Raw genomic sequence first — 25,210 nt, 5'->3', positions numbered from 1 at the left:
AGCCCTTTCGCCTATTCGCTCAGCAGGCCGCGTTGCCCGTTGTCGAACCAGGCCGAATCGAAGCCATCGGCCAGCAGGATCGGCTGCACTGCACAGGTGCCCGCTGCATTCAGCCTGCGAAGGTACTTCACCAGCGTATGCGCATCCTCGGTGAGGATGTGCGTCAGCGATTCGCAGATGGCCTGGGCGATCAGCTTGATGTCGTCCTTGACGGCGCTTCGATCGTCGGCGGCGTCCCGTGCCAGCCCGCGCATCAGCAAGCCCGCGGTCATCACGTGGTCGATGTTGAAAGGGAGCACCTCGAAGTTGCGCAAGGGCAGATCGGTCACGGCCTGCTTGACCTGGAACTCCGATGCGGCGATGGCCGAGAGGTACAACGGCACGCCGCGTTTGAGCGCTTCGCGCAGATAGCCGACCGCCGCCGGATGATGCGCACGTGCCGGATCGGCGAGCGAGATCAGGTAGCTCGTGTCGAGCAGGATGGCGCTCACTCCTTGCTTCCCCGCAACTCGTCGACCCACGCACCGGCATCGGGCACATCGCGCCATGCCTTCGCTCCCCGCTGGGTCAGGCGATCGAGCTCCTTCTCATCGAGCCGGCTTTCGTGCTCGACGAATTCGAGCAGCCTCGCGTTCCGGTACTCGCGCGTCATGACGTTGTATTCGGCGACGATCCGGATCATGGCGGGCTTGTAGAGACGGTTGACCTTCTCGTCCCGCAGCATCTCGCGGGCCGCATCGACCAGCAGCGTCTTGCCGTCCGGCAGGCGAATGTGGGCATTGGGTTTGGTGTGCCCGCCCATGTCCTCGATCTCGCCGCGCACATAGCGCTCGACGCGCACCCATTGGTCCGCGTCGTCGGCCCTGAAGTCCGATTCGCTGTCGATCACGATGGCGGCGGAGAGGAAATCCGCCGCGATGCTCACGCGCCAGCCACGGCCGCCGCGCGCACTCTTCTGCCAGCGCTCGACCACGGCGCGGCGCTTCGCCGCGATGCCTTCCATCTGCTGGCTGCCCGCGAGTCTTCGCAGGTCGTTCATCAGCACCGGGTTGGCCGTCGGTGCCGTGCGAATGGCCAGCGAACCTTTCTCGACGGAGACATCCAGCGCACTGGTGTCGACATCATTGCCATCGCCGCGCAGAAACTCGTCGACGTCCCTGGCGAAGCCGCGCAACACGGACAGCGGCACCCGCTCCGGCGAGATTTCGTATCCGGCCGACTCGTCGTGCAAAGCTATCAGCAAGGCTTGCGCTTCCATCGGGCCATTCTAGGTGTCGAGGTCATTTCGTTGTAGAGGAGGCCCACTGCATCTTCCTCGGCCCCAGGCACGAAACCACGGTCCGCGCCACAATCGCGCCCCATGCCTTCCTTCACCCCGCGCCAGTTCGTCATCCTCGTCCTGCTGACCCTTGCCTGGGGCCTCAACTGGCCGGTGATGAAGCTCGGCGTGGCGGACTATCCGCCGCTGGCCTTCCGCGCGATCTCGATCTGGCTCGGGCTGCCGGTGCTGGGCCTGGCGCTGGCGTGGATGAAGGTGCCGTTCCGCGTGCCGCGCGGTGCCTGGCCCGAGTTGCTGTGGCTGGGCGCCACCAACATGTTCGTCTGGCACGCCTGCATCATCCTCGCGGTGAAGGCGCTGTCGGGCGGGCGCGCGGCCATCCTCGGCTACACCATGCCGGTGTTCTCGGCCGTGATCGGCGCGCTGCTGTTCTCGGCCGCGCTCTCGCGCCGCGCCTGGACCGGCGTGGGCGCCTGCGCGATCGGCGTGGGCCTGCTGCTGTGGCACGAGCTCACCGACCTCGCGGGGCGGCCCGGCTATGTGGCGCTCGCGCTGGTGGCCGCGGCCACCTGGGCGCTGGGCACGCAGCTGCTGCGCCACACGCGCATCGGGCTGCCGACGCTCACGCTCTCGTTCTGGATGACGGCGCTCACCGCGGTGGTGATGACGGTGCTGTCGGCGCTGTTCGAGCGCGACCAGTGGCGCTGGCCCGGCAGCGTGACCTGGGGCGCGATCCTCTACAACGCGGTGCTGATCTTCGGCTTCGCGCACGCGGCGTGGTTCTATCTCGCGCGCGGGCTGCCGCCCGTGGCCTCCACGCTCAGCGTGATGTTCATCCCGGTGCTCGGCGTGTTCAGCGGCGCGGTGTGGCTCGGCGAGGCGGTGCACTGGCAGGACTGGGTGGCGGTGGCGCTGATGATGGTGGCGATCGCCTCGGTGCTGTGGCCCTCGCGCGCCGCGCGGAGCTGAGCCGCCGCTGCCGTGCGCGCATGACCCGCGAGGTCATGGACCCGGTGCAGTCGATGCAAGACAGTACGTCCAGGCATTAACCACTGGAGAAAGCACCATGAACGGCTTCAACATCCTCCCCCTCGCGGTCGCCCTGCTGATCGGCATCGCGGCACTGGGCTCGTGCATCGGCATCGCGCTGGTGGGGCAGAAGTTCCTCGAGGGCACGACGCGCCAGCCCGAGATGGTCGACACGCTGCAGACCAAGTTCTTCTTGGTCGCGGGCGTGACCGACGGGGCCTTCATCATCGCCACCGGCATCGGCCTGTGGTTCGCGACCGCCAGCCCCTTCGGCTGATCGGCGCGAAAGAAGCGGCGCACCACGCAGGCGCCGCGCCCTCTTCGAGGGCATCGCAGGCGGCATCGATCCGGGTCGATGCCGCTTCTTTTTTTGGGGACATCGGGGCCGCGCACGTGCCGGCCACTGGCACCATTCGTGCTAGCACCGTTGACACCGAATTGTTTACGGCTAAAGTATTTAGCTATCAACGGTTCGACGCCGTTTCACCCCCATCCCTGCCGGAGAATCCGATGAGCCAACCGTCCCCGAAATCGTCCGCGCTGCCGCGCACCCTGCTTTCGCTGCTGCTGTGCGGCGCCGCGGCCTCGGCCCTGGCCGCGCCGGTCAAGGTCGGTCTGGCGCTCGACATCTCGGGCCCGTTCGCGGCGCTGGGCGCCGAGGCGCGCGACGGCTTCGCGCTCGGCATCAAGCAGCTGGGCGGCAAGCTCGGCGGGCAGGAGGTGGAGTTCGTGCAGGCCGACATGGCCGGCAGCCCCGACCAGGCCAAGCAGCTGGTCGACCGCATGATCCAGCGCGACAAGATCGACATCTTCAGCGGCCCGATCGGCTCCAACGTGGCGCTGGCCGTCGGCCCGACGCTGTTCAACGCCAAGGTGCCCTACCTCTCGGCCAATGCCGGCCCGAGCCAGTTCGCGGGCGCGCAGTGCAATGCCTACTTCTTCGGCACCGCCTACCAGAACGACCAGTTCCACGAGGCCGCCGGCAAGTTCGCGCAGGACCGCGCCTTCAAGAAGATCGTGCTGATCGCGCCCAACTATCCCGCGGGCAAGGACGCGCTCGGCGGCTTCAAGCGCCAGTTCAAGGGCCAGGTGGCCGACGAGCTCTATACCAAGCTTGGCCAGATCGACTACGCGGCCGAGCTCGCGCAGCTGCGCGCCTCCAAGCCCGATTCGATCTACTTCTTCCTGCCCGGCGCGATGGGCATCAACTTCATCAAGCAGTTCGTGGGCGCGGGCCTGTCGAAGGACATCACGCTGGTCACCAGCGGCTTCTCGGCCGACGAAGACGTGATCGGCGCCGTGGGCGAGCCGATGCTGGGCCTGTTCAACACCTCGCACTGGGCGCACGACCTCGACAACGCCGCCAACAAGGCCTTCGTGGCCGCGTTCCGCAAGGAATACAACGGCCGCTACCCGTCGGTCTACGCCGCGCAGGCCTACGACGCCATCCTCGCGATGGACGCCGCCGTGAAGCAGGCCGGCGGCAACGCACAGAACCGCGAGGCCGTGATCGCGGCGCTCAAGAAGGCCAACTACGCCTCGACGCGCGGCACCTTCAAGTACGCCAACAACCACTACCCCATCGAGAACTTCTACCTGCGCGTGATCGGCAAGGATGCGCAGGGCAAGGTCACGAACAAGCTGATCAACACCGTTTTGACCAACTACGGCGACAGCTACGCCGACAAGTGCCCGATGAAGTGAACGGCGGGCCGCCTCGGCCTTCCGAATTTCCGCACGCCGGGGACGCGAGATTCGCGCGCCCCTGGCGTACGGCCATCCGCATTCCCTCTTCCTCCCCATGACCTCCATCCTCGTTCTCGAGCAGCTGCTCAACGGCCTCGGCTACGGCCTGATGCTGTTCCTGCTGGCCGCGGGCCTCACGCTGGTGTTCGGCATCATGGACGTGCTGAACCTCGCGCACGGTTCGCTGTTCATGGCCGGCGCCTATGTCGCGGCCGAGGCGCACACGCGCACCGGCTCGTTCGCCGCGGCCATCGTCGTCGCGGTGGCGGTCACCGTGGTGGTGGCGCTGCTGCTCGAGGTGCTGCTGATGCGCCGCCTCTACACGCGCGACCACCTCGCGCAGGTGCTCGCGACCTTCGGCGTGATCCTGGTGGCCGACGACCTGGTCAAGATGATCTGGGGCCCGTCGCCGGTGATGGCGCCGACGCCCGCCGCGCTCTCGGGCCCGGTCGAACTGATGGACGGCCTGCCCTATCCCTCGTACCGGCTGGTGATCCTGGTCGGCGGCATGCTGGTCGCGTTGGCGCTCTACCTGCTGGTGAACCACACGCGCATCGGCATGCGGGTGCGCGCGGGCGCTTCCGACCGGCCGATGGCCGAGCTCATGGGCGTGCGCGTGGGCCGCATCTTCAACGGCGTGTTCCTGCTCGGCGCGGCACTCGCCGCGCTGGCCGGCGCGCTGATGGGCCCGATCGTCGCGGTGCAGGTCGGCATGGGCGAACAGATCCTGATCCCGGCGCTGGTGGTGCTGGTGATCGGCGGCATCGGCTCGGTGCGCGGCGCCTTCGTGGCCGCGCTGCTGGTGGGCATCGTCGACACCATCGGCCGCGCCTTCGTGCCGATGCTGCTGCGCGCCACGCTGCCGCCAGCCACAGCGGCCGACCTCGGCCCGCTGGTGGCCGAGGTCGCGATGTACGCGCTGATGGTGGCGGTCCTTCTCTTCAGGCCCTCGGGCCTCTTCTCGGCACGCGCATGAAAACCCGTCACATCGGCCTCGGGCTGCTTCTGCTGCTGCTCGCCGCCTTTCCCCTGATCGCACCGCTGTTCGGCTTCGAGTTCTACATCGGCTTCGTGCGCCGCGTGCTGATCGTCGCGCTGGCCGCGGCCAGCCTCAACTTCATCCTCGGCTTCGGCGGCATGGTCGCGCTCGGCCATGCGGGCTTCATCGGCGTGGGTGCCTACACGGTGGTGGCGCTCAGCGACGCCGGCACGACCTCGGCCTGGGTGCTGTGGCCCGCGGCCGTGCTGGCGGCCGGCCTGGCCGCCGCGCTGATCGGCACGGTGGCGCTGCGCACGCGCGGCGTCTACTTCATCATGACCACGCTGGCCTTCGCGCAGATGCTGTATTTCGTCGCGGTCTCGCTGCGCAAGTACGGCGGCGACGATGGCTACACGCTGATGAGCCGCCCCACCCTGCTGCCGGGCCTCGACCTCGGCAACGAGAGCAACTTCTACTGGGTGGTGCTGGCGCTGGTGGCGCTCGCGCTGTGGTGGCTGCAGCGCGCCACGCAGTCGCGCTTCGGCCATGCGCTGATGGGCATCCGCGACAACGAGACGCGCATGCGCGCGCTCGGCTACCCGGTGTTCCGGCTGCAGCTCGCGGCCTTCGCCATCGCGGGCGCCATCGCCGGCCTGGCGGGCGCGCTGCTCGCGGGCGGCAACGGCTTCGTGAGCCCGGCCACCATGCACTGGACGCAGTCGGCCACGCTGCTGGTGATGGTGGTGATCGGCGGCCTCGGCCGCAGCTGGGGCGGGCCGGTGGGCGCCGCCGTGTGGCTGCTGCTCGAGGAGGCGCTCAAGCAGCACACCGAACACTGGCACATGCCGCTGGGCCTGCTGCTGATCGCCGTCGCCCTGTGGGCGCCCAAGGGACTGGCCGCGCTGTCGCGCCGCCGCGCACCGCTTGCAAAGGCCACGCCATGAGCCTGTTCAGGATCGAAGGACTGGTCAAGCGCTTCGGCGGCCTGCTGGCGACCGACCATGTGAGCCTCACGGTGGAGCGCGGCGAAGTGCATGCGCTGATCGGCCCCAACGGCGCGGGCAAGACCACGCTGGTGAACCTCATCACCGGCCTGCTCAAGGCCGATGCCGGCCGCATCCTGCTCGACGAGAAGGACATCACCGGCTTCAAGGACCACCAGCGCGTGGCCGCGGGCATGTCGCGCTGCTTCCAGGTCACGCGCGTGTTCGCCAAGGACACGGTGCACGACAACCTGATGCTGGCCGCGCAGGCGCACGCGGGCAGCAGCCTGCGCTTCCTCGCGCCGCGTTCGCGCGAGAAGGACCTGGCCGACCGCGCCGCGGCGCTGGCCGAGCGCGTGGGCCTGGCGCGCGAGCGCGACCGCATCGCCGGCACGCTGCCGCACGGCGCGCAGCGCGCGCTCGACGTGGCGCTGGCGCTCGCGGCCGAACCCAAGCTGCTCTTGCTCGACGAGCCGATGGCCGGCATGGGCCCTGACGAGTCGGCGCGCATGGTCGACCTGATCGAGTCGCTGCACGCCTCGATGGCGATCCTCCTGATCGAGCACGACATGGACGCCGTGTTCCGCCTCGCCAGCCGGCTCACGGTGCTGGTGCAGGGCCGCGTGCTGATGAGCGGCACGGCCGACGAGGTGCGCGGGCATCCCGACGTGCAGGCGGTCTACCTGGGCACCGAAGCGGAAGGTCACGCATGAGTTCGACGACATTGCTCGAGGCACAGGCCATCGAAGCGGGCTATGGCGCCAGCCAGGTGCTGTTCGGCATCGACCTGCGCATCGGCGCGGGCGAGGTGCTCGCGCTGCTGGGCCGCAACGGCATGGGCAAGAGCACCCTGCTCAAGGTCATCACCGGCATGCTCGCGCCGATGCGCGGCGAGCTGCGCTTCGGCGGCGCGGCCATCGGCGGCCACAAGCCCGACGCCATCGCGCGCCGCGGCGTGGCCATCGTGCCCGAGGGCCGGCACGTGTTCCCCAATCTCAGCGTGGACGAGCACCTGCGCGCCTTCGCGCGCCCGCGCCCCGGCAGCGCGCCGCGCTGGACCGTCGAGGCGCTGTACGGCCTGTTCCCGCGCCTCGCGGAGCGCAAGACCAACGCGGGCAACCAGCTCTCGGGCGGCGAGCAGCAGATGCTGGCGATCGCGCGGGCGCTGTCCACGCATCCGCGCCTCTTGATCCTCGACGAGGCCACCGAAGGCCTCGCGCCCGTGATCCGCGAGGAGATCTGGCACTGCATCGCCACGCTCAAGTCCGAGGGCGAGGCGATCCTGGTGGTCGACAAGTATGTGCAGCGCCTGCTGCCGCTGGCCGACCGGCACGTGATCCTCGAGCGCGGGCGCGTGGTGTGGCAGGGCGACTCGGCCGCGCTCGATGCCGACCGCTCGCTGTGGACGCGCTACCTGGGCGTGTAGGCGGCGTTCATCCGGGCGGACGGCAGGCCAGGAAGCTGGCCCAGCGCACGTCCTCGCGGCCGATCCACTGCCGCTCCCAATCCAGTCGCAGCCCGGCCGCCGCGAGCTGCGCGGCGAACAGGTCGCGGTCCCAGTACACGGTCTGGTAGTCGCCGTTGGTCTCGCCCTCGCCGATGCGCATGCCCGCGAGGAAGACGCCACCGGGCGCGAGCGCGTCGAACACCTTGCGCAGCACCGGCGCGATCTGCGCGCGATCGACATGGATCAGCACGGCCATCGCGAGGATGGCGTCATAGGGCCCGCCCAGCGGGTCGGTGACCACATTGAGCAGCGCGCCCTGCCTGCCGCGCTCGGCCTGCAGGTCGAGAAAGGCCTGCGTCGCATCGGTGCGCCTGACGATCACGCCCAGCGATTCGACGAAGTCGGCGTCGCGCCCCGTGCCCGAGCCGACCTCGAGCACGCTGCCGCCCGCGGGCATGCACGCCACCATGCGGCGCAGCGCGTCCTCGATCTCGGGCGGCGGATGGTCCGCCACGATCGCGTCGTAGTCGCGCGCGGACGCCTCGTAGGACTGGAGGGTGCGCTGCATGCTGTCGAGCACCGGGGCGGGGATGTCCATGGAAGCCTTTCCGGTCCATCGGGCGCCGACGGAACGCGCAAAGGCTAGGCCCAAGGGCGCGCCTTGCTCACGGGGCAATCACTTAGAACCCCTGCATGACACCGGGCACGCGCCGCACCGGCCGCAGGGTGCGCAAGGCCAGCGTCAGCACGACCGCGGCGCAGCCGGCGATGCCCGTCACCATCGGCAGCGGCCTGCCGTCAGCGAACGGCGCGACCAGCGCCACCATCACCGCGCCGCCCGCGAAGTTCATCGTGCCGATCAGCGCCGAAGCCGTGCCCGCGAGCGCGGCATGGCCTTCCATCGCGAGCACGAAGGCCGCGGGCACGATCAGGCCGTTGAGGCCGAAGCCGATCATCAGCAGCGCCACCAACACGGAGAGCCGGTCCATGCCCGCGAGCGTGAGCACCAGCAGCAGCCCGATGGTGGCGGCCTGTGCGATCACCGCCGTGCGCAGCACGCGCCGGATACCGAAGCGCGCGACCAGCCGGCCATTGGCCTGCGACAGCGCGAGCAGCGACACGGCGTTGAGCGCGAACAGCACCGCGTACAGGCGCGGCGAGACGCCGAAGTGCGCGCTCATCACGAAGGGCGAGTTGGCCACGTAGACGAAGAAGCTCGAGACGGTGAACGAGGCCATGAAGGCCTGCGCCATGAAGTGGCGGTCGCGCAGCAGCACGCCGTAGCCGGCCATGGCGCTGCGGAAGTTGCTCGACAGCCGCGCGGTGGCGGGCCGGGTCTCGGGCAGCAGGGCCAGCAGCATCGCGAGGCCCGCGAGCCCGACGGCGGCAACGGCGACGAACACGGCGCGCCAGCCCAGGCTCTCGGCCACGAGGCTGCCGGCCAGCGGCGCGAGGATCGGCGACACGCTGTAGACCATCAGCAGCAGCGACATCATCCGCGCCGCCTCGGGCCCGGTGTACAGGTCGCGCACCACGGCGCGCGGCGTGACCATGCAGGCGCAGGCGCCGAGCCCCTGCACGAAGCGCAGCGCGACCAGCACGCCCGCGCTGGGCGCGAAGGCGCAGCCGATGCTGGCGAGCATGAACAGCACGAGGCCCGCGACCATCGGCCGGCGGCGGCCGAACATGTCCGACAGCGGGCCCGCGACCAGCTGGCCGGCGCCGACCGCGATGAAGAAGGCCATCAGGCTGGCCTGCATCGCATGCGGATCGGCGTTCAGCGCGCGCCCGATGGCAGGCAGCGCGGGCAGGTACATGTCGATGGCGAAGGGGCCGATGGTGGTGAGCAGACCCAGCACGACGGCGTGACGGAAAACTGGAGCGTTCGAGGAGGACATGCCCCGATGGTCGCGCGTTGGTCTGAATGATTGAATAATCATCAGCACGCATTTCCTATTCATTCGTACAGAATCATGGATCCCTTGTCCGATGTGCTGGCCATGCTCACGGTGAGCAGCACGCTCTCGTCGCGCTTCGAGGCGCGCGGCCGCTGGGCCTTCCGCTACGGGCACTACGCCTCGCACATCAAGCTGGGCTGCGTGCTCGAGGGGCGCTTCCGCATCCAGGTCGACGGCGCTGCCGCGCCGGTGATGCTGGAGGCCGGCGACTTCTTCCTGCTGACCAACGGCCTGCCCTTCTCGGCCGCGAGCGATCCGCCCGGGCCGCTGCAGGACGGCACGCGCCTGAGCCACGAGCAGCGCGGCCCCGACGGGGTGCTGCGCCATGACGGGCTGGATGCGAGCGACACGACGCGCGTGGTGCTCGCGAGCGGGCGCTTCGCGCTGTCGGGCGAGGCCGGCGAACTGCTGCTGCGCCACCTGCCGCCGCTGATCCACCTGCGCGCGAGCGATCCGGGCGCGCGGCCGCTCGAGGGGCTGCTCGACCTGATGGGCTGGGAGACGGCCGAACTGCGCCCGGGCTCGACCCTGGCGCGCACCAACCTCGCGGCGCTGGTGCTGGTGCAGGCGCTGCGCGTGCACCTCGCGAATGCGCCGCAGCCCGAGGGCTGGCTCGGCGCGATGACCGATGCGCGCATCGGCACCGCGCTGTCGCGCATGCATGCCGACATCGCGCAGCCCTGGACGGTGGAGCGCCTGGCGCAGACGGCCAGCATGTCGCGCACGGCCTTCGCGCTGCGCTTCAAGGCGCTGACGGGCTCGACGCCGCTCGGCTATCTCGGCGGCTGGCGCATGACGGTGGCGCGCCATGCGCTGCGGCACGGCGACGAGGGCATCGCGCGCATCGCCGAGCGCGTGGGCTACCAGTCGGAGACGGCGTTCAGCGCGGCCTTCCGGCGCGCGGTGGGCGAGAGCCCGGGGCGCTTTCGCAGCCAGGTGCGCGCCGAGGCGGCCGCCGCGGCCTGAGCTGCTTCACTCGGGCGCCGCGTCGAGCCGCAGCACGAGGTCGCGGCTGGCCTGGTTCATGCCGCTCACGTCGACCGCGCTGCCGTGCTTGCGCAGCCGCTCGACCACCTTGCGCAACGCCGCCACGGCCGTGACGTCCCAGAAGTGGGCCTGCGAGACGTCGATGCGCACCGGCGCGCCGTCGATCTCGCGCACGTCGAAGGCATCGACCAGCATGTCGGCCGAGGCGAAGAAGACCTGGCCGCTCACGGCGAAGCACCAGGCGCCTTCTTCGTCCTGCCGCGCCTGCACCCGCAGCAGCCGCGCCACCTTGAAGGTGAAGAAGACGCCGCTGAGCAGCACGCCGATGCCCACGCCCGCGGCCAGGTTGTCGGTGGCGACGGTGACGGCCACGGTGGCGAGCATCACGACGCTCGACAGGCGCGGATGGCGCACCAGGGTGCGCAGCGAACCCCAGTCGAAGGTCGAGGCCGAGACCATCACCATGATCGCGACCAGCGCCGCCACCGGCACCTGCGACACCCAGGGCTTGAGCAGCACCATGAGGATCAGCAGGAAGGCGCCCGCGAACAGGGTCGAGAGCCGGCCGCGGCCGCCGTAGCGCACGTTGCTCACGGTCTGGCCGATCATTCCGCAGCCCGCGATGCCGCCGAAGCAGCTGGCCGCCACGTTCGCGAGGCCGAGGCCGCCACACTCGCGGTTCTTCGAGCTCGGGGTGTCGGTGAGCTCGTCGACCACGCTCGCGGTCATCATCGATTCGAGCAGGCCGACCATCGCGATGGCGAAGGCGGGCAAGGCGATGATGCGCAGCGTCTCGAGGGTCAGCGGCACGGCGGGCAGCGCGAACGCGGGCAAGGCATCGGGCAGCTGGCCGAGGTCGGCCACGGTCTTGAGCGGCAGGCCCAGCCACTGGCCCGCGAGCGTGACCACCACGATGCACACCAGCGGCGACGGCACCGCGGTGGTGAGGCGTGGCAGCAGGTAGATGACCGCGAGCCCGAGGCCGACCATCGCCCAGGTGGCGGCATTGGCGCCGATGAAGTGCGGCATCTGCGCGGCGAAGATCAGGATCGCGAGGGCGTTGACGAAGCCGGTGCGCACCGACGACGACACGAAGCGCATCAGCACGCCGAGGCGCAGCAGCCCGAAGGCGATCTGCATCGCACCCGCGAGCAGGCCGGCCGCGAGCAGATAGGCCAGGCCGTGCGCATGCACCAGCGGCGCGGCCACCAGCGCCACCGACCCGGCCGCGGCCGAGACCATGGCGGGGCGCCCGCCGGTGAACGCGATGACGATGCCGATGACGAAGGAGGCGAACAGGCCCACCGCGGGATCGACACCGGCGACGAAGGAAAAGGCGATGACCTCGGGAATGAGCGCGAAGGTGGCGACGGCGCCGGCCATCAGTTCGCGCGGAATGCTCGGGCACCACTCGGTGCGCAGGCGGCTGTAGCGGGAAGACATGGAGAAAGCGGAAAGCAGCCCGCGTGCCGGCAAGGCATCGCGGGACGTTGGAAGGCATCGCGCCGGCTGACGGCGCAAGGGAGAAAGCGGCGGGCGTTGCCGCCGCGCTTCATTCAATGCGCCGGGCTCAAGGGGGAGTCAGCCGGGAGCAGCCCGATTGCCGGGACTGGCTGTCGCGCGCGATGCGAGCGAGCGCATAGCAGGAGGCGCGCTGGCGCACGTGCCGGCTGAAGAGAAGGACGTCCGCGCGAAGCTTGCTGGGGTAGCGGGACGTCCTCGGGCACATGGGCGCCGATTGTAGGCAGCGCCCATGACGGCCTCAGACGGAGCGCGTGATGCCCCCGTCGACGCGCAGGTTCTGGCCGGTGATGTAGCCCGCGCCGTCGGAAGCGAGAAAGCCGATGGTGGCGGCGATCTCGTCGCTGCGTCCGTAGCGGCCCATGGGGATGCGTTCGCGGAACACTTCCTTCTCGGGCAGGCTGTCGATGAAGCCGGGCAGCACGTTGTTCATGCGCACGTTGTGCTCCGCATACTGGTCGGCGAAGAGCTTGGTGAAGGCGGCGAGGCCGGCACGGAACACGCCCGAGGTCGGGAACACGGGATCGGGCTCGAAGGCGGCGAAGGTCGAGATGTTGATGATGGCGCCGCCCCCCTGCTTGACCATGTGCGGCGTGACGAGGCGGCTGGGCCGCACGGCGCTCAGCAGGTAGACGTCCATGCCGCGGTGCCAGTCGTCGTCGGTGATTTCCAGAATGGGCGCGCGCGGGCCGTGGCCGGCGCTGTTGACGAGGACGTCGATGCGGCCCCACTCGGCGATGACGCGGTCGACGAGTTGCTTGAGGTCGTCGTTCGACTGGTTGGAGCCGGTCACGCCGATGCCACCGAGCTCCTTCGCGAGGGCCTCGCCCTTGCCCGAGGAGGACAGGATGGCGACACGAAAACCGTCCTGCGCGAGCTTGCGGGCCGCGGCGGCGCCCATGCCGCTGCCGCCTGCCGTGACGATGGCTACCTTTTTTTGCTCAGAAGACATTCGGGGTCCTTGGTTTCTTGCGGAGGGTGGCATTTAGCCAAGGAATCGTCGGTCTTGCCAGATCGGGCTTTTTGTTCGGGGCGCGTGCACAGGACAGCGGGTACTTCCCTCCGCGAATGTCCCCCGCCTTCGGCTCCTCCTTTATTTCGCTGCGGGAAGCACCCACTGCCCTGTGCACGGGAGGCGCAGCGGTGGTGCCGGCCGATCAACTGCTGCGCGTCTGGCGCACGTCGGCGGGGTACTCCCCGCAGCGAAATAAAGGAGGAGGCCGAAGGCCGGGGGACATTCGCGGAGGGGAGTACCCCGTCGGCGTGAGCCCGCTCCAACCTCAAGCAGTAGGCAACGTCGCCTGCATGGAGGCTCGCCGATTGAACGCCTCGAACCACTCAGCGCTGCGAGGCGCCTGAGCACGCCAATCCACATCCGGAAACCGGAAGTCCATGTACCCCAGCGCACAGCCGAAAGCGATGGTCCCGATGTCCACACGTTCGCCGAATCCAGCCGCTTCCTTCTCGAGCCATTCGAGACCGGTGCGCACCTTGGCGAGCTGGCCGTCGGTCCAGTCGGCCCAGCGGAATTCCTGCGGACGCAGCACGTTCTCGTAGCGCGCGAGCAGCGCGGCGGCGGTCATGCCGTCGGCCAGCGAGAGTTCGGTGAGACGGGCCCAGCGCGCCTTGCCCGAGGCGGGGAACAGCGTGCCGCCCTGCTGGTCGTTGAGGTACTCGCAGATCACGCGGCTGTCGAACAGGGCCTGGCCGTCGTCGGTGAGGAAGGTCGGCACCTGGCCCAGCGGGTTGGTCGGCAGGATGGTCGCGTCGCGCTTCACCGGGCCGGCCGCGCTCGGCAGGCGCTCGATGCGCTCGGCGATGCCGAGCTCGTGCGCGACGACCATGCATTTGCGCACGAAGGGGGAAGCGGGGGAATAGAAGATCTTCATGATGGGTGTGAAGTGTGTGGTGTCAGGCGTGTTCGTCGCGGCCATGGGCCAGGTGCATGCCGGCCGCCCAGCCGAAGGTCAGGGCCGGTCCGAGCGTGATGCCGGGCGCAGGATACTCGCCTCCCATCACCGAGTGCATGTCGTTGCCGGCCACGTAGAGGCCCGCGATCGGCGTGCCACGCGCATCGAGCACGCGCGCATGGCCATCGGCGCGCACGCCCAGGGCCGTGCCGATGTCGCCGGGATAGACCTTGACCGCGTAGAACGGCGCCTTCGCGACCGGTGCCACGCAGGCATTGGGCTGGTGCTCGGGGTCGCCGAGGTAGCGGTTGTAGGCCGTGCTGCCCTTGCCGAAGGCCGGGTCCTCGCCGCGCGCGGCCGGTGGGTTGAACGCGGCCAAGGTGCGCGCGAGGCCGTCGGGGTCGACGTCGGCCTGGCGTGCCAGCGCCTCGAGCGTGTCGGCGCGGTACAGGTAGCCGGCGCGCACCAAGTGCTCGCGCGAGCGCCCGCCCGGCAGCGCGAGGCCCAGGCCCCACTTTTCCATGAAGTCGCTGTCGCACACCAGCAGCGCCGGAATGCTCGTGCCGGCCTCGTTGGCCTGGTACATGCCGCGCACGAACTCGTGGTACGAGCTAGCCTCGTTGACGAAGCGCTCGCCGCGCGCGTCGACCGCGATCAGCCCGGGCTTGGCGCGGTCCCACACCAGGTGCGGATAGCGCAGCACGCTGCCGTCGGGGCGCTTCATCATCGACACCGGTGCCCACAGCGCCGGACCCGTGTGGCCGGTGCCGAGCACGCCACCGGCCTGCCGCGCCATCGCGATGCCCTCGCCGACATTGCCCTGCGGCGACATCGAGTAGGGCCCGGTCGGCGCGGGATAGTGCTCGGCGCGCATCTGCGCATTCCACGGAAAGCCGCCGGTCGCGACCACCACGCCGCGCCGCGCCTGCAGCACGATCTCGCGGCCATCGCGCTTCACGCGCACGCCGGTCACCGCACCGCCTGCATCCTGTTCGAGCCCGAGCGCGGGCGTCTCGAGCCAGAACGGGATCTTCTCCTTCAGCAGCCCGTGGAACAGTCGCCCCGCGAGCGCATTGCCCAGCAGCAATCGCGTGCCGCGGTGGTGCCCACTCAAGCGGTCGGCGAAGTAGCGCAGCACCAGCTTCATGCCGTGCTTCCACGACGCGAACGAGCGCGTGACCGCGAGCAGGTGCTTCACGTCGGTCATGTTGACCATCATCCCGCCGAGCACGCAGAACTCGGGCAGCGGATCGCGCAGGGTGCGGAAGTGCGGGCCGAGCAGCCGGCCGTCGAACTCGATCGGGTCGAGCGAACGGCCGCCCATCGCGGCGCCCTCGCGGTCGGGGTGGTAGTCGGGCGAGTAGGTGCGCGCGGCGAGCTGCACGTCGGTGCGCTCGCGCAGATAGCGCAGCGCGCGCGGCCCGGCATCGAGGAAGGCATGGCGCAGCGCCTCGTCGCCCGCCGCGCCCACCGTGTTGCGCAGATAGGTCAGCGCCTTCTCGGGCGTGTCGGGATGGCCCGCGGCCTCGGCCTGGTCGTTGAGCGGCACCCACACCGCACCGCCCGAGATCGCGGTCGAGCCGCCGATGCGGTCGGTCTTCTCGATCACCAGCACGTCGAGGCCCTCGAGCTTCGCCGTCAGCGCGGCCGCGAGCCCGCCCGCGCCGCTGCCGATCACGACCACGTCGTAGCCGGTCTTCTCCTGGGGCTGCGCCATCACGCCCCCGAGCCGCCGAGCGACTTGCCGCCGTCGACGAACAGCACCTGGCCCGTGACGAAGCCGGTGGCCGGCGAGGCGAAGAAGGCCACGGCCTGCGCGATGTCCTCGGGCCGGCCGGCCGCGCCCGTGGGCTGCAGCGCGAGCTGCGCGGCGCGGCGCTCGGGCGTGAGCGCGCGCAGCAGCGGCGTGTCGATCAGGCCCGGCGCGATCGCGTTCACCAGGATGCCGCGCGGCGCGAGCTCCATCGCGCTGGCGCGCGTGTAGCCCACCAGCGCGGCCTTCGAGGCCACGTAGTGCGGATGGTTCTTCGCGCCCAGGTAGGCGCGCGAGGCGATGTTGACGATGCGCGCGCCGTCGGCCATCTTGCGCGCGGCCTCCTGCGTGAGCGTGGCCACCGCGAGCAGGTTCACCTCGTACATGCGGCGGAAGTCGGCCGAGCTCACGTCCATGAAGGCGCGCTCGTCGAAGATGCCGGCGTTGTTCACCAGCGCGGCGAGCGGCGGCAGCGACTGCACCATCGCGCGCACCGCGGCCTCGTCGGTCAGGTCGATGGCGCGGTAGTCGACGTCGAGGCCGGCGGCGCGCAGCACCTGGGTCTCGCGCTCGGCCAGCGCGCCGTTGTAGTCGGCCATCACCACGCGCCAGCCGTCGCGCGCCAGGCGCTCGACGATGGCGCGGCCCATGCCGCTGGCGCCGCCGGTCACCAGGACCAGCGGCTTGTTGTCATCACTGCTGTTGTTCATCGTTGTTCCGTCGAAGCGCGGCGCTCAGGCCGCGAGGTAGCCGCCGTCGACCGGCAGCACCACGCCATTGACGTAGCTGGCCATCGACGAGGCGAGGAAGACCACCGGCCCGGCGATCTCGTCGGCCTCGCCGTGGCGCTTGGTGAGCACGCGGCTCATGTACCAGTCGGTGCCGTGCTCGGTCTCGCGCTGGCCGGCCGTCATGTCGGTCACCATGAGTCCGGGCGCCACCGCGTTCACGCGCACGCCCCAGGGCGCGAGGTCGCGTGCCAGCACCTGCGTGAGCGAGCGCACGCCGCCCTTGGCCACCACGTAGCCGGCCGAGGAGATGCCCGCGCCGAAGGCCACGATCGACGACAGGTTGACGATGCTGCCGTGCGTGCGCTTGAGCGCGGGCACGAAGGCCTGCGTGACGTTGAACACGCCCTGCAGGTTGACCGACAGCACGCGGTCCCAGGCCTCGCGCGCGCCGGGCTCGTCGAACTTCGAGCGCGCGGAAATGCCGGCGTTGTTCACCAGCACGTCGATGTCGCCGTGCGCCGCGGCGATGCGCGCGGCGAGCGCGTCGACCGCCGCCGCATCGCTGACGTCGACGCTGTCGGCATCGGCGCGCCCGCCCGCGGCGCGGATCGAGGCCGCCACCTGTTGCGCGGGCTCGAGGTCGCGGTCGACCACCAGCACGTGCGCGCCTTCGGCCGCCATGCGGCGCGCGATGGCCTCGCCGAGGCCGCGCGCGGCGCCCGTGACGAGCGAGAGCTTGTCCTTCAGAAGCATGGGAATTCCTTTGCGAAAGCGGCGCCGTTCAGACGCCGAGGTAGGCGCGGCGCACGGCCTCGTCGTTGGCCAGCTGCGCGGCCGGGCCGTGCAGCGAGATCTCGCCGTTCTCGAGGATGTAGCCGTAGCTCGACACCGCGAGCGCGAGCTGCACGTTCTGCTCGACCAGCAGGATGGTGATCTTCTGTTCGCGGTGCAGCCGCTCGATGATCTCGAACATCTGCTCCACCAGCAGCGGCGACAGGCCCATCGAGGGCTCGTCGAACAGCATCACGCGCGGGCGCGCCATCACGGCACGGCCGATCGCGAGCATCTGCTGCTCGCCGCCCGACAGCGTGGCCGCCATCTGGCCCTGGCGCTCCTTCAGGCGCGGGAACATCGCATACACGGCCTCGAGGTCGTTGCGGATGCCCGCGCGGTCGCGCCGCAGGTAGGCGCCCAGGTCGAGGTTCTCGCGCACGCTCATGTCGCGGAACACCTGCCGGCCCTCGGGCACCTGCACGATGCCGCGCTGGACCAGCGCGTCGGAGCCCAGCCGGTCGATCCGCTCGCCGGCCAGCCGCACCTCGCCCTCGGTGCAGTCGACGATGTTCGAGATGCAGTTGAGCGTGGTGGTCTTGCCCGCGCCGTTGCTGCCGAGCAGCGCGACGATCTCGCCCTCGGGCACGTCGACCGAGACATGGCTCAGCGCCTGGATGCGGCCGTAGGCGGCCGAGATGGCGCGCAACGACAACAGCGATTCAGCCATGCGCGGCCCCCTTTGCACTTCCCTTGCCCAGATAGGCCTCGATCACGCGCGCGTCGCTGCCGATCTGCGCGGGCGTGCCCTCGGCGATCTTCTCGCCGAAGGCCATGACGGTGATGCGGTCCGAGATCGACATCACGAGCTGCATCACGTGCTCGACCAGCAGCACCGTGATGCCGTCGCGCGCCACCAGCTCCTTGAGCAGCCGGTCCAGGCTCTCGATCTCGCGGTTGCGCAGGCCGGCCGCGGGCTCGTCGAGCAGCAGCAGCTTCGGCTTGATGGCCAGCGCGCGCGCCAGCTCGAGCAGCTTCTGGCGGCCGAAGTCGAGGTCGCGCGCCGGCTGGTGGCGTTCGTCGGCCAGGCCCACGCGCTCGAGCAGGTGCAGCGCGAAGTCCTCGGTCTCGCGGTCGGGGCGACGCAGCAGCCGGCCCAGCGTGCCGGTGCCGCGCGCATGGGTGCCGAGCAGCACGTTCTCGAGCACCGAGAGCTCGGCGAACAGCTCGAGGTTCTGGAAGGTGCGCGCGATGCCCAGCGAGGCCATGCGGTAGGGCGACACGCGCGTGAGCTCGCGGCCCTCGAAGACGACGCTGCCGCTGCTGGGCGTGTAGAAGCGCGAGATGCAGTTGAAGGTGGTCGACTTGCCGGCGCCGTTGGGTCCGATCAGCGCATGGATGCGGCCCTGCTCGACCTGGAACGACAGGCCGTTGACCGCCTTGAGGCCGCCGAACACCACGCTGATGTCGCGCACGTCGAGGAAAGCACTCGTGCTCATCGCGCGCCTCCCGCCGGGACCGCGCGGCGCGTGGCCTTGCGCGCCGCGAACAGCGAGGCCATGCCCTTGGGCAGGAACATCATGAACAGCATCAGGATGCCACCGTAGATGATCTCCTGGTAGGACGGTGCCTGGCGCAGCAGCTCCGAGGCCAGGCCGAACACGATGGCGCCCGCCACCGCGCCGCGCACCGAGCCCAGCCCGCCGACCACCACCATGGTGAGGATCAGGATGGTGGTCTGGAAGCCCAGGCTCTCGGGATGGATGAAGGAGGTGAACAGCGTGTACATGCCGCCGGCCACGCCCGCGAAGGCGGCCGACAGCACGAAGGCCGTGACCTTGACCGCGCGCGTGTTCACGCCCATCGCGATCGCCGCCACGTCGCTCTCGCGCACCGCGCGGAACGACGAACCCAGCCGCGAGCGCGACAGCGCCACCGTGAGCCACAGCATCAGCGCCGCGATCGCGACCACGAAGGGATAGGCCTGCAGGTCGTTCATCAGCCGCAGGCCGCCGAGCGCGGCCGGCTTCATCTGCAGGCCGTTCGAACCGTTGGTCACTTGCTCCCAGTTGAGGAACACCCACTGCATCGCCTCGCCGAAGGCGAAGGTGGCGAGCGCCAGGTAGATGTCGCGCATGCGCAGCGCGAGCAGGCCGATGACCCAGCCCAGCGCGGCCGCGAGCAGCGCGCCCGCGAGGATCGACACCACGAACGGCGGCTGCCACTGGTTGTTGATGAGCCCGGCCGTGTAGATGCCGATGCCGAAGAAGGCCGCGTGCGAGAGCGCGAACTGGCCGGTCTCGCCGATCACCAGGTGCATGCCGAGCGCGAGCACGCTGAACACCATCAGCAGGTTGACCACGTAGAGCACGTAGCCGCTGGCCGCGAAGGGCAGCACCGCGAGCACCGCGGCCATGGCGATCAGCACGCCGCGATCCCACCAGGGAGAAGTCGTCTGCATGCTCATACCTTCTTCACCTGCGGCTTGCCGCCGAACAGGCCCTGCGGCCGCACCAGCAGCACCACCATGATCGCGACGAAGGGCGCGACCACGATGGCGTTGGACGAGATGAACAGCCCCACCAGGTTCTCGACGATGCCGATGACGAAGCCGCCGACCACCGCGCCCGGCAGGCTGGTGAAGCCGCCGACGATGGCGGCCGCGTAGGCCAGGATCGCGATGTGGCCGATGTCGGGCGTGATCAGGATCTTGGGCGTGATCAGCAGCGCCGCGATGGCCGAGAGCAGCCCGGTCAGGGCCCAGATCTTCATGCGGATGGTTCCCAGCTTCACGCCCACGATCTGCGCGCCGCGCGGATTCATGCCGACCGCGCGCATGGCCTGGCCGGTGCGGGTGCGCGTGAACATCAGGTACAGCAGCACCATCACCACCACGGCGGTGCCGAAGATCGCGAGGTCGAGCAGCGTGAGCGAGGCCTGGCCGATGGTGATCGGGTCCTGCGGCACCAGCGAGGGCAGCGAGCGCGGCGTGTCGCCCAGCCCGGTCTTGCGCACCAGGCCCTTGAGCAGGTAGGCGAAGCCCAGCGTGGCGATCACGAGCTGCACGCCGACGCCGCGCGAGGCGGTCACGCGCTGCATCACCACGCGCTGGAACAGCGCGGCCACGAGCGCCGTGACCGCGAGGCTCGCGAGCACCGCGCCCCAGTAGGGCCAGCCCCACACCACCAGCGGGAACAGCGCGAGGTAGCCGCCGGCCATGAAGATTTCGCCCTGCGAGAAGTTCGGCACGTCGGTGGTCTTGAAGACCATGACGATCGCCACCGCGAGCAGCGCGTAGACGCTGCCGGTGACGATGCCGGACAGCACGCCCTGCTGCACGAACAGCCAGATGTCGGAAAGGCTCATGAGATCGCAGCCGCCCTCAGGGCTTGTACTTCCACACGCTCTTGTAGCTGCCGGGCACGAGCGTCATGTTGGTTGCGTCGAACTTGATGTAGATGGCCGCCTCCTGCGCCGCGCGGTCGTCGGGACCGAACTCGATCGGGCCGGCCATCACGCCGGAGTCGAACTTCATGGTCGACAGCGCCGTGAGCACCTTCTCGCGCGTGGGGCTGGGGCCGGCCGCCTTCAGCGCGTTGACCACCGCCATGGCCGAGGGAATACCGTAGGGCATGTAGGTCTGCGGATAGCCGGGCTTGGCGGCCAGCTCGGGGTAGGCGGCCTTGTACATGTCGTAGACCCACTTGAGCTTGGGACCGCCGGGCACGTCGGCCAGCACTTCCTGGATGTAGACGTTCTTGAAGGCGTCCTTGTTACCGACGTTCTCCACCAGCTGCTTGAGGTCGGCGGTGGAGTTCACGGCCAGCACGATCGGCTTGTTGAAGCCGAGCTCGAAGGCGCGCTTGACGATCAGGCTCACGGGCCGCGCGTAGGTGGTCAGCAGCAGCACGTCGGGGTTGGCGGCCTTGATCTTGAGCATCGGCGCCGTGACGTCGGTGATGTTCGGGTTGACCGACTGCACCTGCAGGTCGACGCCGCCCAGCGCCTTGGCCTGCGCCTGGGCCGACTCGAGGTTCCAGCCGCCGTAGGCGTCGTCGTGGTTGATGTAGCCGATCTTCTTCGCCTTCAGGTGCTCGCTCGCGAACTGCACCATCGAGCCGCCGACCGCATGCTGCGAGATCGAGAACGCGCCGTAGATGTACTTGGAAGGCGGATACAGCGCGCCGTCGCCCGAGGCGTTGAGCATCACCAGCGGGATCTTCGCGCGCTCGACGTATTCGCGCGCGCCGACCACGGCCGCCGAGCAGGAGCCGCCGTTGAGCAGGAACACCTGGTCCTGCTCGGTGAGCTTCTTGACCGCGGCCAGCAGGTCGTTGGCGTTGCAGCGGTCGTCCTCCACCACGAGCTCGATCTTGCGGCCGTTCACGCCGCCTTCCTTGTTGACCTTGTCGTAGTACATCTTCGCGGCGTTGATGACGTCGAAGCCGTAGTTCATCGACGCACCCGACATCGGCGAGAACATGCCGATCTTGATGGTCTTGTCGGTCAGGCCGGGCTCGGCCTGCGCGGCGGCGGTGCCCGCCAGGGCGCACAGCGCGGCGCCGAATGCCAGGGCGAGGAAGTTCTTTTTCATGACGTTGTCTCCGTTGGTATGGGTGAGTGAAAGGCGCGAGCGCGGGCCGGCGCGGGGCGTTACTGCATCCGGTAGCCGCCGTTGACGTCGATCACGTTGCCCGTGATGTAGGCTGCCTGCTCCGAGACCAGGTAGTCGACCGCGCCGGCCACGTCGTCCACCGTGCCGATGCGCCCGAGCGGGATGTTGGCGGCCGCGGCCGTCAGCGCGCCGCTGCTCTGCACGGTGCCGCGCAGCATCTCGGTGTCGATCAGGCCCGGCGCGACCGAGTTGACGGTCACGCCCAGGTGCGCCGATTCGCGCGCCATGGCCTTGGTCAGGCCCAGCACCGCGGCCTTGGCGCCGATGTAGGTGGCGCTCGAGCGGTAGCCGCCGAGCTGCGCGGCCACCGAGCCGAAGGTGACGATGCGCCCGTGCGCCACCGGCCGCGCCTCGCGCCGGCGCAGGTAGGCGCGGCCGCAGAGGAACACGCCGCGCGCGTTCACGGCGAAGGTGCGCTCCCAGTCCTCGAGCGAGGTGTCCTTGATCGGCGAGCGCTCGCCGCCGGGCATCAGCAGCAGCCCGGCCACGCAGACCACCACGCCGACCGGGCCGATGCCGGCCTCGATGTCCTCGAAGGCGGCCTCGACCGCGGCCTCGTCGCTCACGTCGAACTGGCGCGCATGGTGGCCCGCGCCGAGCGAGCCGGCCACGGCACGCGCGTTGTCGCCGTCGATGTCGGCCACGACGACGCGCAGGCCGCTGGCCGCGAGGCGCCGGCACACGGCCTCGCCGATGCCGCGGCCGCCGCCGGTCACGAGGGCCAGCCGGCCGGGGGCTTGTGCATGATGTTCCGCCATGGGATGCGAGGTCTCCGAAGCCGCGTCGGATGCGGCGTGAAAGTGAATCGAGGACCGCATTGTGTATACATGAAGATCTTTGGACGCCCTCGTTTTCCCTTATTCGACGACTATTGAACCAGTTTCCACGGCATCATGTATACCTGACATGGACACACTCTCCCAACAAGTCACCGAGACGCTGCGCACCTGGATCCTGCACGGACGGCTCACGCCGGGCACGCGGGTGGAGGAGGTGCCGATCGCCGAGACCCTCAAGGTGTCGCGCACGCCGGTGCGCGCCGCGCTCGCCGCGCTGGCGATGGAAGGGCTGATCGATCACCAGCCGAAGAAGGGCTACCTGGTGCGCGCCTTCGCGCTCGAGGACATCCTGGCCGCCTACGAGGTGCGCTCGGTGCTCGAGGGCCTGGCCTGCCGGCGCTTCGCGGCGCTCGGCGTGGACGACGCGACCGCCGCGCTGCTGCGCGACTGCCTGCGCACCGGCGACGAGATCCTGGCCAAGGGACAGCTGCTGCTCGACGACCTCGCGCCCTACCAGCAGATGAACGTGACGCTGCACAACACGCTGATGCAGGGCGCGCGCAACCCCTGGGTGGTGCGCTTCGGCGCGCAGGCGCAGGCCGTGCCCTTCGCCTCCGACCGCATCATGCTGTGGCACGACCACGGCGTGATCCTGCGTTCGCACGACGACCACCACCGCATCGTGCAGGCCGTGATCGACGGCGACGCGGCGCGCGCCGAGCAGCTGATGCGCGAGCACGTGTACTACGCGGGCATCCTGCTGCGCGACAACTACCAGCGCGTGCTCGACGAGCGCGCGGGCAGCGCGGTCGCGCAGGATTCGCCGCTGGCGTTGAGCGGCGGCGCCTAGGCGGCGCGCGCGCTCACGGGGACTTGGCCGCCGGCTTGCCCAGCACCGCGCCCACGCCGTCGAGCAGGCTGGCCACGCTGGCCTGGATCACGGGCTCGATCTCGGGCACCGGCAGACCGTAGACCCACTGGCGGATGCCGTGGTACTGGATCTTCTCGACCACCGTCTTCGCGAGCTCGATCTCCTGCACCGCGAAGGGCTGGCCGTCGCGGCCGGCTTCCGTGTACTGGCGCAGCGACAGCGCGATCGGTTCGTAGACGCGCTGGCGCATGACGCGGAAATACGGCGACATGTCCCAGCCGTGCAGGGCGAAGAACAGCGACAGCCGCACGCGCTCGCGCCGCAGGTGCACGCGCGCGAAGTCGCGGTGGAACTCGAGCAGGCGCTGCGCGACGGCCTGCTCGGGCGCGAGGATCATTTCCTCCCACAGCGGATTCCAGTTCGACAGGAAGGTCTCCTGGAACACGCGCTCGATCAGCGCCTCCTTGTTCTGGAAGTAGCGGTAGAGCAGCGGCTGCGCCACGCCGAGCTGGCGCGCCAGGCCGGTGGTGTCGCCCGCGAAGCCGACGTCGGCGAAGTACTGGATCGCGCCCTGCACGATCTCGCGCTCGCGGTCGGCGCGCCGCAGGCGCACCACGCCGCCGGTGGCGGGGGCCGCGGAGTCCGTGGGTCTGGAGGCGGAAGGGGCGCGAGGCATGCGAGATCGCTGGGAAGGTGGCCGGTGCCGGTGCGGCGGGAGCCGGCACGATACCAGTTCACCCGGGCGCGCCCGCCGCCTCCGCATGAGCGCGCGTGACCAGGTAGCGGCCGCCGCCGAAGGCCAGGCCCTCGGCGGCCGAACGCTCGAAACGCTCGATCAGCCCCAGGAACACCGCGTGGTCGCCGCCGGGCCAGGTCGTGACCTTGCGGCATTCGAAATGGGCGCAGCAGTCCGCGAGCATCGGCAGGCCGCCAATGCCCGGGCGGCACTCGACGCCGGCGAACTTGTCGGCGCCCGGCGTCGCGAAGCGCTGCGAGAGCTCGCGCTGGTGCTTCGCGAGCACGTTCACGACGAAGCGTTCGTGCCGGCTGAACGCGGGGAAGCTGCGCGCGTTGAGCGCCTGGCTCCAGAGCACCAGCGGCGGGTCGAGCGACACCGAGCTGAACGAGTTGGCCGTCACGCCGCAGGGGCGGCCCTCGGCGTCGAGCGTGGTGATGACGGCGACGCCCGTGATGTAGGTGCCGAAGACGTCGCGCAACCGCCGGCGGTCGATGGCGGAAGGGGTGGCTGCGTGCATGGTGTGGCGGCTCAGCGGTAGTTGAGCTCGATCGAGATCCCGTTGGGATCGGTGACGAAGATCTGCCGCAGGTCCAGAGCCGCGACCAGCCGTTCGCGGTACGGCACGCCGAGCGCCTGGCAGCGCGCGATGGTGTCCTCGTAGCCCTCGGCCAGCAGCGCCACGTGGTCGATGGCCCCGCTGCCCTGCAGCGAATCGGGATCGCGCGGACCGAGGTAGTCGTTGATCCAGGCCAGCCGCTGCGCATCGTTGCGGTCGAAGGCCGTGACGTGGACCACGGGCACGTCGTCCGCGTCGTAGAGCCAGGCGCCGGTCGCGCGCGGCGGATTGCCGGGCCGCGGCCCGTCGCGCAGCAGCAGCACGCGCGTATAGAAATCCAGCGTGGCCTCGAGCCGTTCGGTGCGGATGTTGAAGTGTTCGAGTCTGCGAATGCCCATGAAGAACTCCCGTGAGTGGCCTGGGGCGCGATTGCCGGCCTCGGGCGATCGTATCGAGCGGCTCGTTCTTTCTTTATAGGGTTATCACCAAAATATCC

General features: G+C 69.8%; 28 protein-coding genes. 9 read left to right on the top strand and 19 right to left on the bottom strand.

Annotated elements, in window-relative coordinates; translation table 11 throughout:
• Positions 1-11 precede the first annotated feature (11 nt).
• On the bottom strand, positions 12-491 hold the full coding sequence (locus BM109_RS36705; RefSeq protein ID WP_093354355.1) for a type II toxin-antitoxin system VapC family toxin: 480 nt from the start codon (positions 489-491) through the stop codon (positions 12-14).
• Positions 488-1,258: a hypothetical protein gene (locus tag BM109_RS36700; protein ID WP_143129331.1), complete on the bottom strand. Its 771-nt coding sequence runs from the start codon at positions 1,256-1,258 to the stop codon at positions 488-490. The genes BM109_RS36705 and BM109_RS36700 overlap by 4 nt, the downstream gene beginning before the upstream one ends.
• 102 nt (positions 1,259-1,360) lie before the next feature.
• On the opposite strand from BM109_RS36700, the gene BM109_RS36695 reads away from it, so the two are divergent.
• The 7 genes from BM109_RS36695 to BM109_RS36665 all read left to right on the top strand — a co-directional run bounded on the left by BM109_RS36695 (position 1,361) and on the right by BM109_RS36665 (position 7,442).
• On the top strand, positions 1,361-2,248 hold the full coding sequence (locus tag BM109_RS36695) for a DMT family transporter (protein ID WP_093354350.1): 888 nt from the start codon (positions 1,361-1,363) through the stop codon (positions 2,246-2,248).
• Between the two features lie 97 nt (positions 2,249-2,345).
• Positions 2,346-2,585 (top strand): F0F1 ATP synthase subunit C, encoded by a 240-nt coding sequence (gene atpE / locus BM109_RS36690; protein WP_057594681.1) that lies wholly within the window; start codon positions 2,346-2,348, stop codon positions 2,583-2,585.
• A gap of 233 nt (positions 2,586-2,818) precedes the next feature.
• Positions 2,819-4,012 carry an ABC transporter substrate-binding protein gene (locus BM109_RS36685; RefSeq protein WP_093354348.1) on the top strand — a complete coding sequence of 398 codons (1,194 nt, stop codon included), beginning with the start codon at positions 2,819-2,821 and terminating at the stop codon, positions 4,010-4,012.
• 97 nt (positions 4,013-4,109) lie between these two features.
• The gene (locus BM109_RS36680) at positions 4,110-5,030 is read left to right on the top strand and encodes a branched-chain amino acid ABC transporter permease (RefSeq protein WP_093354346.1); all 921 of its coding nucleotides are present in this window, start codon (positions 4,110-4,112) and stop codon (positions 5,028-5,030) included.
• Positions 5,027-5,977, top strand: a complete 951-nt coding sequence (locus BM109_RS36675) for a branched-chain amino acid ABC transporter permease (protein WP_093354343.1) — start codon at positions 5,027-5,029, stop codon at positions 5,975-5,977. The genes BM109_RS36680 and BM109_RS36675 overlap by 4 nt, the downstream gene beginning before the upstream one ends.
• Positions 5,974-6,729, top strand: a complete 756-nt coding sequence (locus BM109_RS36670) for an ABC transporter ATP-binding protein (protein ID WP_093354341.1) — start codon at positions 5,974-5,976, stop codon at positions 6,727-6,729. The genes BM109_RS36675 and BM109_RS36670 overlap by 4 nt, the downstream gene beginning before the upstream one ends.
• Positions 6,726-7,442 carry an ABC transporter ATP-binding protein gene (locus BM109_RS36665; protein ID WP_093354338.1) on the top strand — a complete coding sequence of 239 codons (717 nt, stop codon included), beginning with the start codon at positions 6,726-6,728 and terminating at the stop codon, positions 7,440-7,442. The genes BM109_RS36670 and BM109_RS36665 overlap by 4 nt, the downstream gene beginning before the upstream one ends.
• Positions 7,443-7,449: 7 nt before the next feature.
• On the opposite strand, the gene BM109_RS36660 is transcribed toward BM109_RS36665, so the two are convergent.
• On the bottom strand, positions 7,450-8,061 hold the full coding sequence (locus BM109_RS36660; protein WP_093354336.1) for a class I SAM-dependent DNA methyltransferase: 612 nt from the start codon (positions 8,059-8,061) through the stop codon (positions 7,450-7,452).
• Positions 8,062-8,143: 82 nt separating this feature from the next.
• On the bottom strand, positions 8,144-9,361 hold the full coding sequence (locus tag BM109_RS36655; protein ID WP_093354333.1) for a multidrug effflux MFS transporter: 1,218 nt from the start codon (positions 9,359-9,361) through the stop codon (positions 8,144-8,146).
• Positions 9,362-9,436: 75 nt separating this feature from the next.
• Between BM109_RS36655 and BM109_RS36650 the strand changes: the two genes are divergently transcribed.
• Positions 9,437-10,387 (top strand): AraC family transcriptional regulator, encoded by a 951-nt coding sequence (locus BM109_RS36650; protein WP_093354331.1) that lies wholly within the window; start codon positions 9,437-9,439, stop codon positions 10,385-10,387.
• Between the two features lie 6 nt (positions 10,388-10,393).
• On the opposite strand, the gene BM109_RS36645 is transcribed toward BM109_RS36650, so the two are convergent.
• The 12 genes from BM109_RS36645 to BM109_RS36590 form a co-directional block, all read right to left on the bottom strand.
• Positions 10,394-11,851 (bottom strand): SulP family inorganic anion transporter, encoded by a 1,458-nt coding sequence (locus tag BM109_RS36645; RefSeq protein WP_093354328.1) that lies wholly within the window; start codon positions 11,849-11,851, stop codon positions 10,394-10,396.
• Positions 11,852-12,170: 319 nt separating this feature from the next.
• Positions 12,171-12,881, bottom strand: coding sequence for an SDR family oxidoreductase (locus tag BM109_RS36640; RefSeq protein WP_093354325.1), 711 nt, complete (start codon positions 12,879-12,881; stop codon positions 12,171-12,173).
• Between the two features lie 328 nt (positions 12,882-13,209).
• Positions 13,210-13,818, bottom strand: a complete 609-nt coding sequence (locus BM109_RS36635) for a glutathione S-transferase (RefSeq protein WP_057594709.1) — start codon at positions 13,816-13,818, stop codon at positions 13,210-13,212.
• Positions 13,819-13,840: 22 nt separating this feature from the next.
• Entirely contained in the window at positions 13,841-15,556 is a 1,716-nt protein-coding gene (locus BM109_RS36630) for an FAD-dependent oxidoreductase (protein WP_093354322.1), read from the bottom strand.
• Complete coding sequence (locus BM109_RS36625; protein ID WP_093354319.1) at positions 15,556-16,302, bottom strand: SDR family NAD(P)-dependent oxidoreductase; 747 nt, start codon at positions 16,300-16,302, stop codon at positions 15,556-15,558. Before BM109_RS36625 ends, BM109_RS36630 begins: the two co-directional genes overlap by 1 nt.
• 24 nt (positions 16,303-16,326) lie before the next feature.
• On the bottom strand, positions 16,327-17,076 hold the full coding sequence (locus BM109_RS36620) for an SDR family NAD(P)-dependent oxidoreductase (protein WP_093354316.1): 750 nt from the start codon (positions 17,074-17,076) through the stop codon (positions 16,327-16,329).
• Between the two features lie 28 nt (positions 17,077-17,104).
• On the bottom strand, positions 17,105-17,824 hold the full coding sequence (locus BM109_RS36615; RefSeq protein WP_057594693.1) for an ABC transporter ATP-binding protein: 720 nt from the start codon (positions 17,822-17,824) through the stop codon (positions 17,105-17,107).
• Positions 17,817-18,593: an ABC transporter ATP-binding protein gene (locus BM109_RS36610; protein WP_093354313.1), complete on the bottom strand. Its 777-nt coding sequence runs from the start codon at positions 18,591-18,593 to the stop codon at positions 17,817-17,819. The genes BM109_RS36615 and BM109_RS36610 overlap by 8 nt, the downstream gene beginning before the upstream one ends.
• Positions 18,590-19,555, bottom strand: coding sequence for a branched-chain amino acid ABC transporter permease (locus BM109_RS36605; protein WP_093354310.1), 966 nt, complete (start codon positions 19,553-19,555; stop codon positions 18,590-18,592). The genes BM109_RS36610 and BM109_RS36605 overlap by 4 nt, the downstream gene beginning before the upstream one ends.
• Before the next feature lie 2 nt (positions 19,556-19,557).
• Positions 19,558-20,460, bottom strand: coding sequence for a branched-chain amino acid ABC transporter permease (locus tag BM109_RS36600; RefSeq protein ID WP_057594695.1), 903 nt, complete (start codon positions 20,458-20,460; stop codon positions 19,558-19,560).
• Between the two features lie 16 nt (positions 20,461-20,476).
• A complete protein-coding gene (locus tag BM109_RS36595; protein WP_093354307.1) occupies positions 20,477-21,688 on the bottom strand; it encodes an ABC transporter substrate-binding protein in 1,212 nt (403 codons plus the stop codon).
• A gap of 59 nt (positions 21,689-21,747) precedes the next feature.
• The gene (locus tag BM109_RS36590) at positions 21,748-22,527 is read right to left on the bottom strand and encodes an SDR family NAD(P)-dependent oxidoreductase (RefSeq protein ID WP_093354305.1); all 780 of its coding nucleotides are present in this window, start codon (positions 22,525-22,527) and stop codon (positions 21,748-21,750) included.
• Between the two features lie 148 nt (positions 22,528-22,675).
• On the opposite strand from BM109_RS36590, the gene BM109_RS36585 reads away from it, so the two are divergent.
• Positions 22,676-23,398 carry a GntR family transcriptional regulator gene (locus tag BM109_RS36585; RefSeq protein WP_093354302.1) on the top strand — a complete coding sequence of 241 codons (723 nt, stop codon included), beginning with the start codon at positions 22,676-22,678 and terminating at the stop codon, positions 23,396-23,398.
• A 13-nt stretch (positions 23,399-23,411) separates the two neighbouring features.
• Here the strand turns inward: BM109_RS36585 and BM109_RS36580 are convergent, their stop codons facing one another.
• From BM109_RS36580 to BM109_RS36570, 3 genes are read right to left on the bottom strand one after another with little or no spacing between them, the layout of a single operon-like run.
• Positions 23,412-24,095, bottom strand: coding sequence for a TetR/AcrR family transcriptional regulator (locus tag BM109_RS36580; RefSeq protein WP_177239555.1), 684 nt, complete (start codon positions 24,093-24,095; stop codon positions 23,412-23,414).
• 58 nt (positions 24,096-24,153) lie between these two features.
• Positions 24,154-24,675 (bottom strand): flavin reductase family protein, encoded by a 522-nt coding sequence (locus BM109_RS36575; protein WP_093354297.1) that lies wholly within the window; start codon positions 24,673-24,675, stop codon positions 24,154-24,156.
• Between the two features lie 11 nt (positions 24,676-24,686).
• A complete protein-coding gene (locus tag BM109_RS36570) occupies positions 24,687-25,112 on the bottom strand; it encodes a VOC family protein (protein WP_093354294.1) in 426 nt (141 codons plus the stop codon).
• Positions 25,113-25,210 lie beyond the last annotated feature (98 nt).

Source organism: Variovorax sp. PDC80, assembly GCF_900115375.1.
Taxonomy (GTDB): Bacteria; Pseudomonadota; Gammaproteobacteria; order Burkholderiales; family Burkholderiaceae_C; genus Variovorax.
Note: the sequence above shows the minus strand (reverse complement) of the source record. Positions and strands in the feature narration are given on the sequence as shown.

Excerpts from the sequence above, each read along its gene's own strand:
- BM109_RS36700 (WP_143129331.1), bottom strand. The coding sequence starts at position 1,258 with ATGGAAGCGCAAGCCTTGCTGATAGCTTTGCACGACGAGTCGGCCGGA.
- BM109_RS36695 (WP_093354350.1), top strand. The coding sequence starts at position 1,361 with ATGCCTTCCTTCACCCCGCGCCAGTTCGTCATCCTCGTCCTGCTGACC.
- atpE (WP_057594681.1), top strand. The coding sequence starts at position 2,346 with ATGAACGGCTTCAACATCCTCCCCCTCGCGGTCGCCCTGCTGATCGGC.
- BM109_RS36685 (WP_093354348.1), top strand. The coding sequence starts at position 2,819 with ATGAGCCAACCGTCCCCGAAATCGTCCGCGCTGCCGCGCACCCTGCTT.
- BM109_RS36680 (WP_093354346.1), top strand. The coding sequence starts at position 4,110 with ATGACCTCCATCCTCGTTCTCGAGCAGCTGCTCAACGGCCTCGGCTAC.
- BM109_RS36675 (WP_093354343.1), top strand. The coding sequence starts at position 5,027 with ATGAAAACCCGTCACATCGGCCTCGGGCTGCTTCTGCTGCTGCTCGCC.
- BM109_RS36670 (WP_093354341.1), top strand. The coding sequence starts at position 5,974 with ATGAGCCTGTTCAGGATCGAAGGACTGGTCAAGCGCTTCGGCGGCCTG.
- BM109_RS36665 (WP_093354338.1), top strand. The coding sequence starts at position 6,726 with ATGAGTTCGACGACATTGCTCGAGGCACAGGCCATCGAAGCGGGCTAT.
- BM109_RS36660 (WP_093354336.1), bottom strand. The coding sequence starts at position 8,061 with ATGGACATCCCCGCCCCGGTGCTCGACAGCATGCAGCGCACCCTCCAG.
- BM109_RS36655 (WP_093354333.1), bottom strand. The coding sequence starts at position 9,361 with ATGTCCTCCTCGAACGCTCCAGTTTTCCGTCACGCCGTCGTGCTGGGT.
- BM109_RS36650 (WP_093354331.1), top strand. The coding sequence starts at position 9,437 with ATGGATCCCTTGTCCGATGTGCTGGCCATGCTCACGGTGAGCAGCACG.
- BM109_RS36645 (WP_093354328.1), bottom strand. The coding sequence starts at position 11,851 with ATGTCTTCCCGCTACAGCCGCCTGCGCACCGAGTGGTGCCCGAGCATT.
- BM109_RS36640 (WP_093354325.1), bottom strand. The coding sequence starts at position 12,881 with ATGTCTTCTGAGCAAAAAAAGGTAGCCATCGTCACGGCAGGCGGCAGC.
- BM109_RS36635 (WP_057594709.1), bottom strand. The coding sequence starts at position 13,818 with ATGAAGATCTTCTATTCCCCCGCTTCCCCCTTCGTGCGCAAATGCATG.
- BM109_RS36630 (WP_093354322.1), bottom strand. The coding sequence starts at position 15,556 with ATGGCGCAGCCCCAGGAGAAGACCGGCTACGACGTGGTCGTGATCGGC.
- BM109_RS36625 (WP_093354319.1), bottom strand. The coding sequence starts at position 16,302 with ATGAACAACAGCAGTGATGACAACAAGCCGCTGGTCCTGGTGACCGGC.
- BM109_RS36620 (WP_093354316.1), bottom strand. The coding sequence starts at position 17,076 with ATGCTTCTGAAGGACAAGCTCTCGCTCGTCACGGGCGCCGCGCGCGGC.
- BM109_RS36615 (WP_057594693.1), bottom strand. The coding sequence starts at position 17,824 with ATGGCTGAATCGCTGTTGTCGTTGCGCGCCATCTCGGCCGCCTACGGC.
- BM109_RS36610 (WP_093354313.1), bottom strand. The coding sequence starts at position 18,593 with ATGAGCACGAGTGCTTTCCTCGACGTGCGCGACATCAGCGTGGTGTTC.
- BM109_RS36605 (WP_093354310.1), bottom strand. The coding sequence starts at position 19,555 with ATGCAGACGACTTCTCCCTGGTGGGATCGCGGCGTGCTGATCGCCATG.
- BM109_RS36600 (WP_057594695.1), bottom strand. The coding sequence starts at position 20,460 with ATGAGCCTTTCCGACATCTGGCTGTTCGTGCAGCAGGGCGTGCTGTCC.
- BM109_RS36595 (WP_093354307.1), bottom strand. The coding sequence starts at position 21,688 with ATGAAAAAGAACTTCCTCGCCCTGGCATTCGGCGCCGCGCTGTGCGCC.
- BM109_RS36590 (WP_093354305.1), bottom strand. The coding sequence starts at position 22,527 with ATGGCGGAACATCATGCACAAGCCCCCGGCCGGCTGGCCCTCGTGACC.
- BM109_RS36585 (WP_093354302.1), top strand. The coding sequence starts at position 22,676 with ATGGACACACTCTCCCAACAAGTCACCGAGACGCTGCGCACCTGGATC.
- BM109_RS36580 (WP_177239555.1), bottom strand. The coding sequence starts at position 24,095 with ATGCCTCGCGCCCCTTCCGCCTCCAGACCCACGGACTCCGCGGCCCCC.
- BM109_RS36575 (WP_093354297.1), bottom strand. The coding sequence starts at position 24,675 with ATGCACGCAGCCACCCCTTCCGCCATCGACCGCCGGCGGTTGCGCGAC.
- BM109_RS36570 (WP_093354294.1), bottom strand. The coding sequence starts at position 25,112 with ATGGGCATTCGCAGACTCGAACACTTCAACATCCGCACCGAACGGCTC.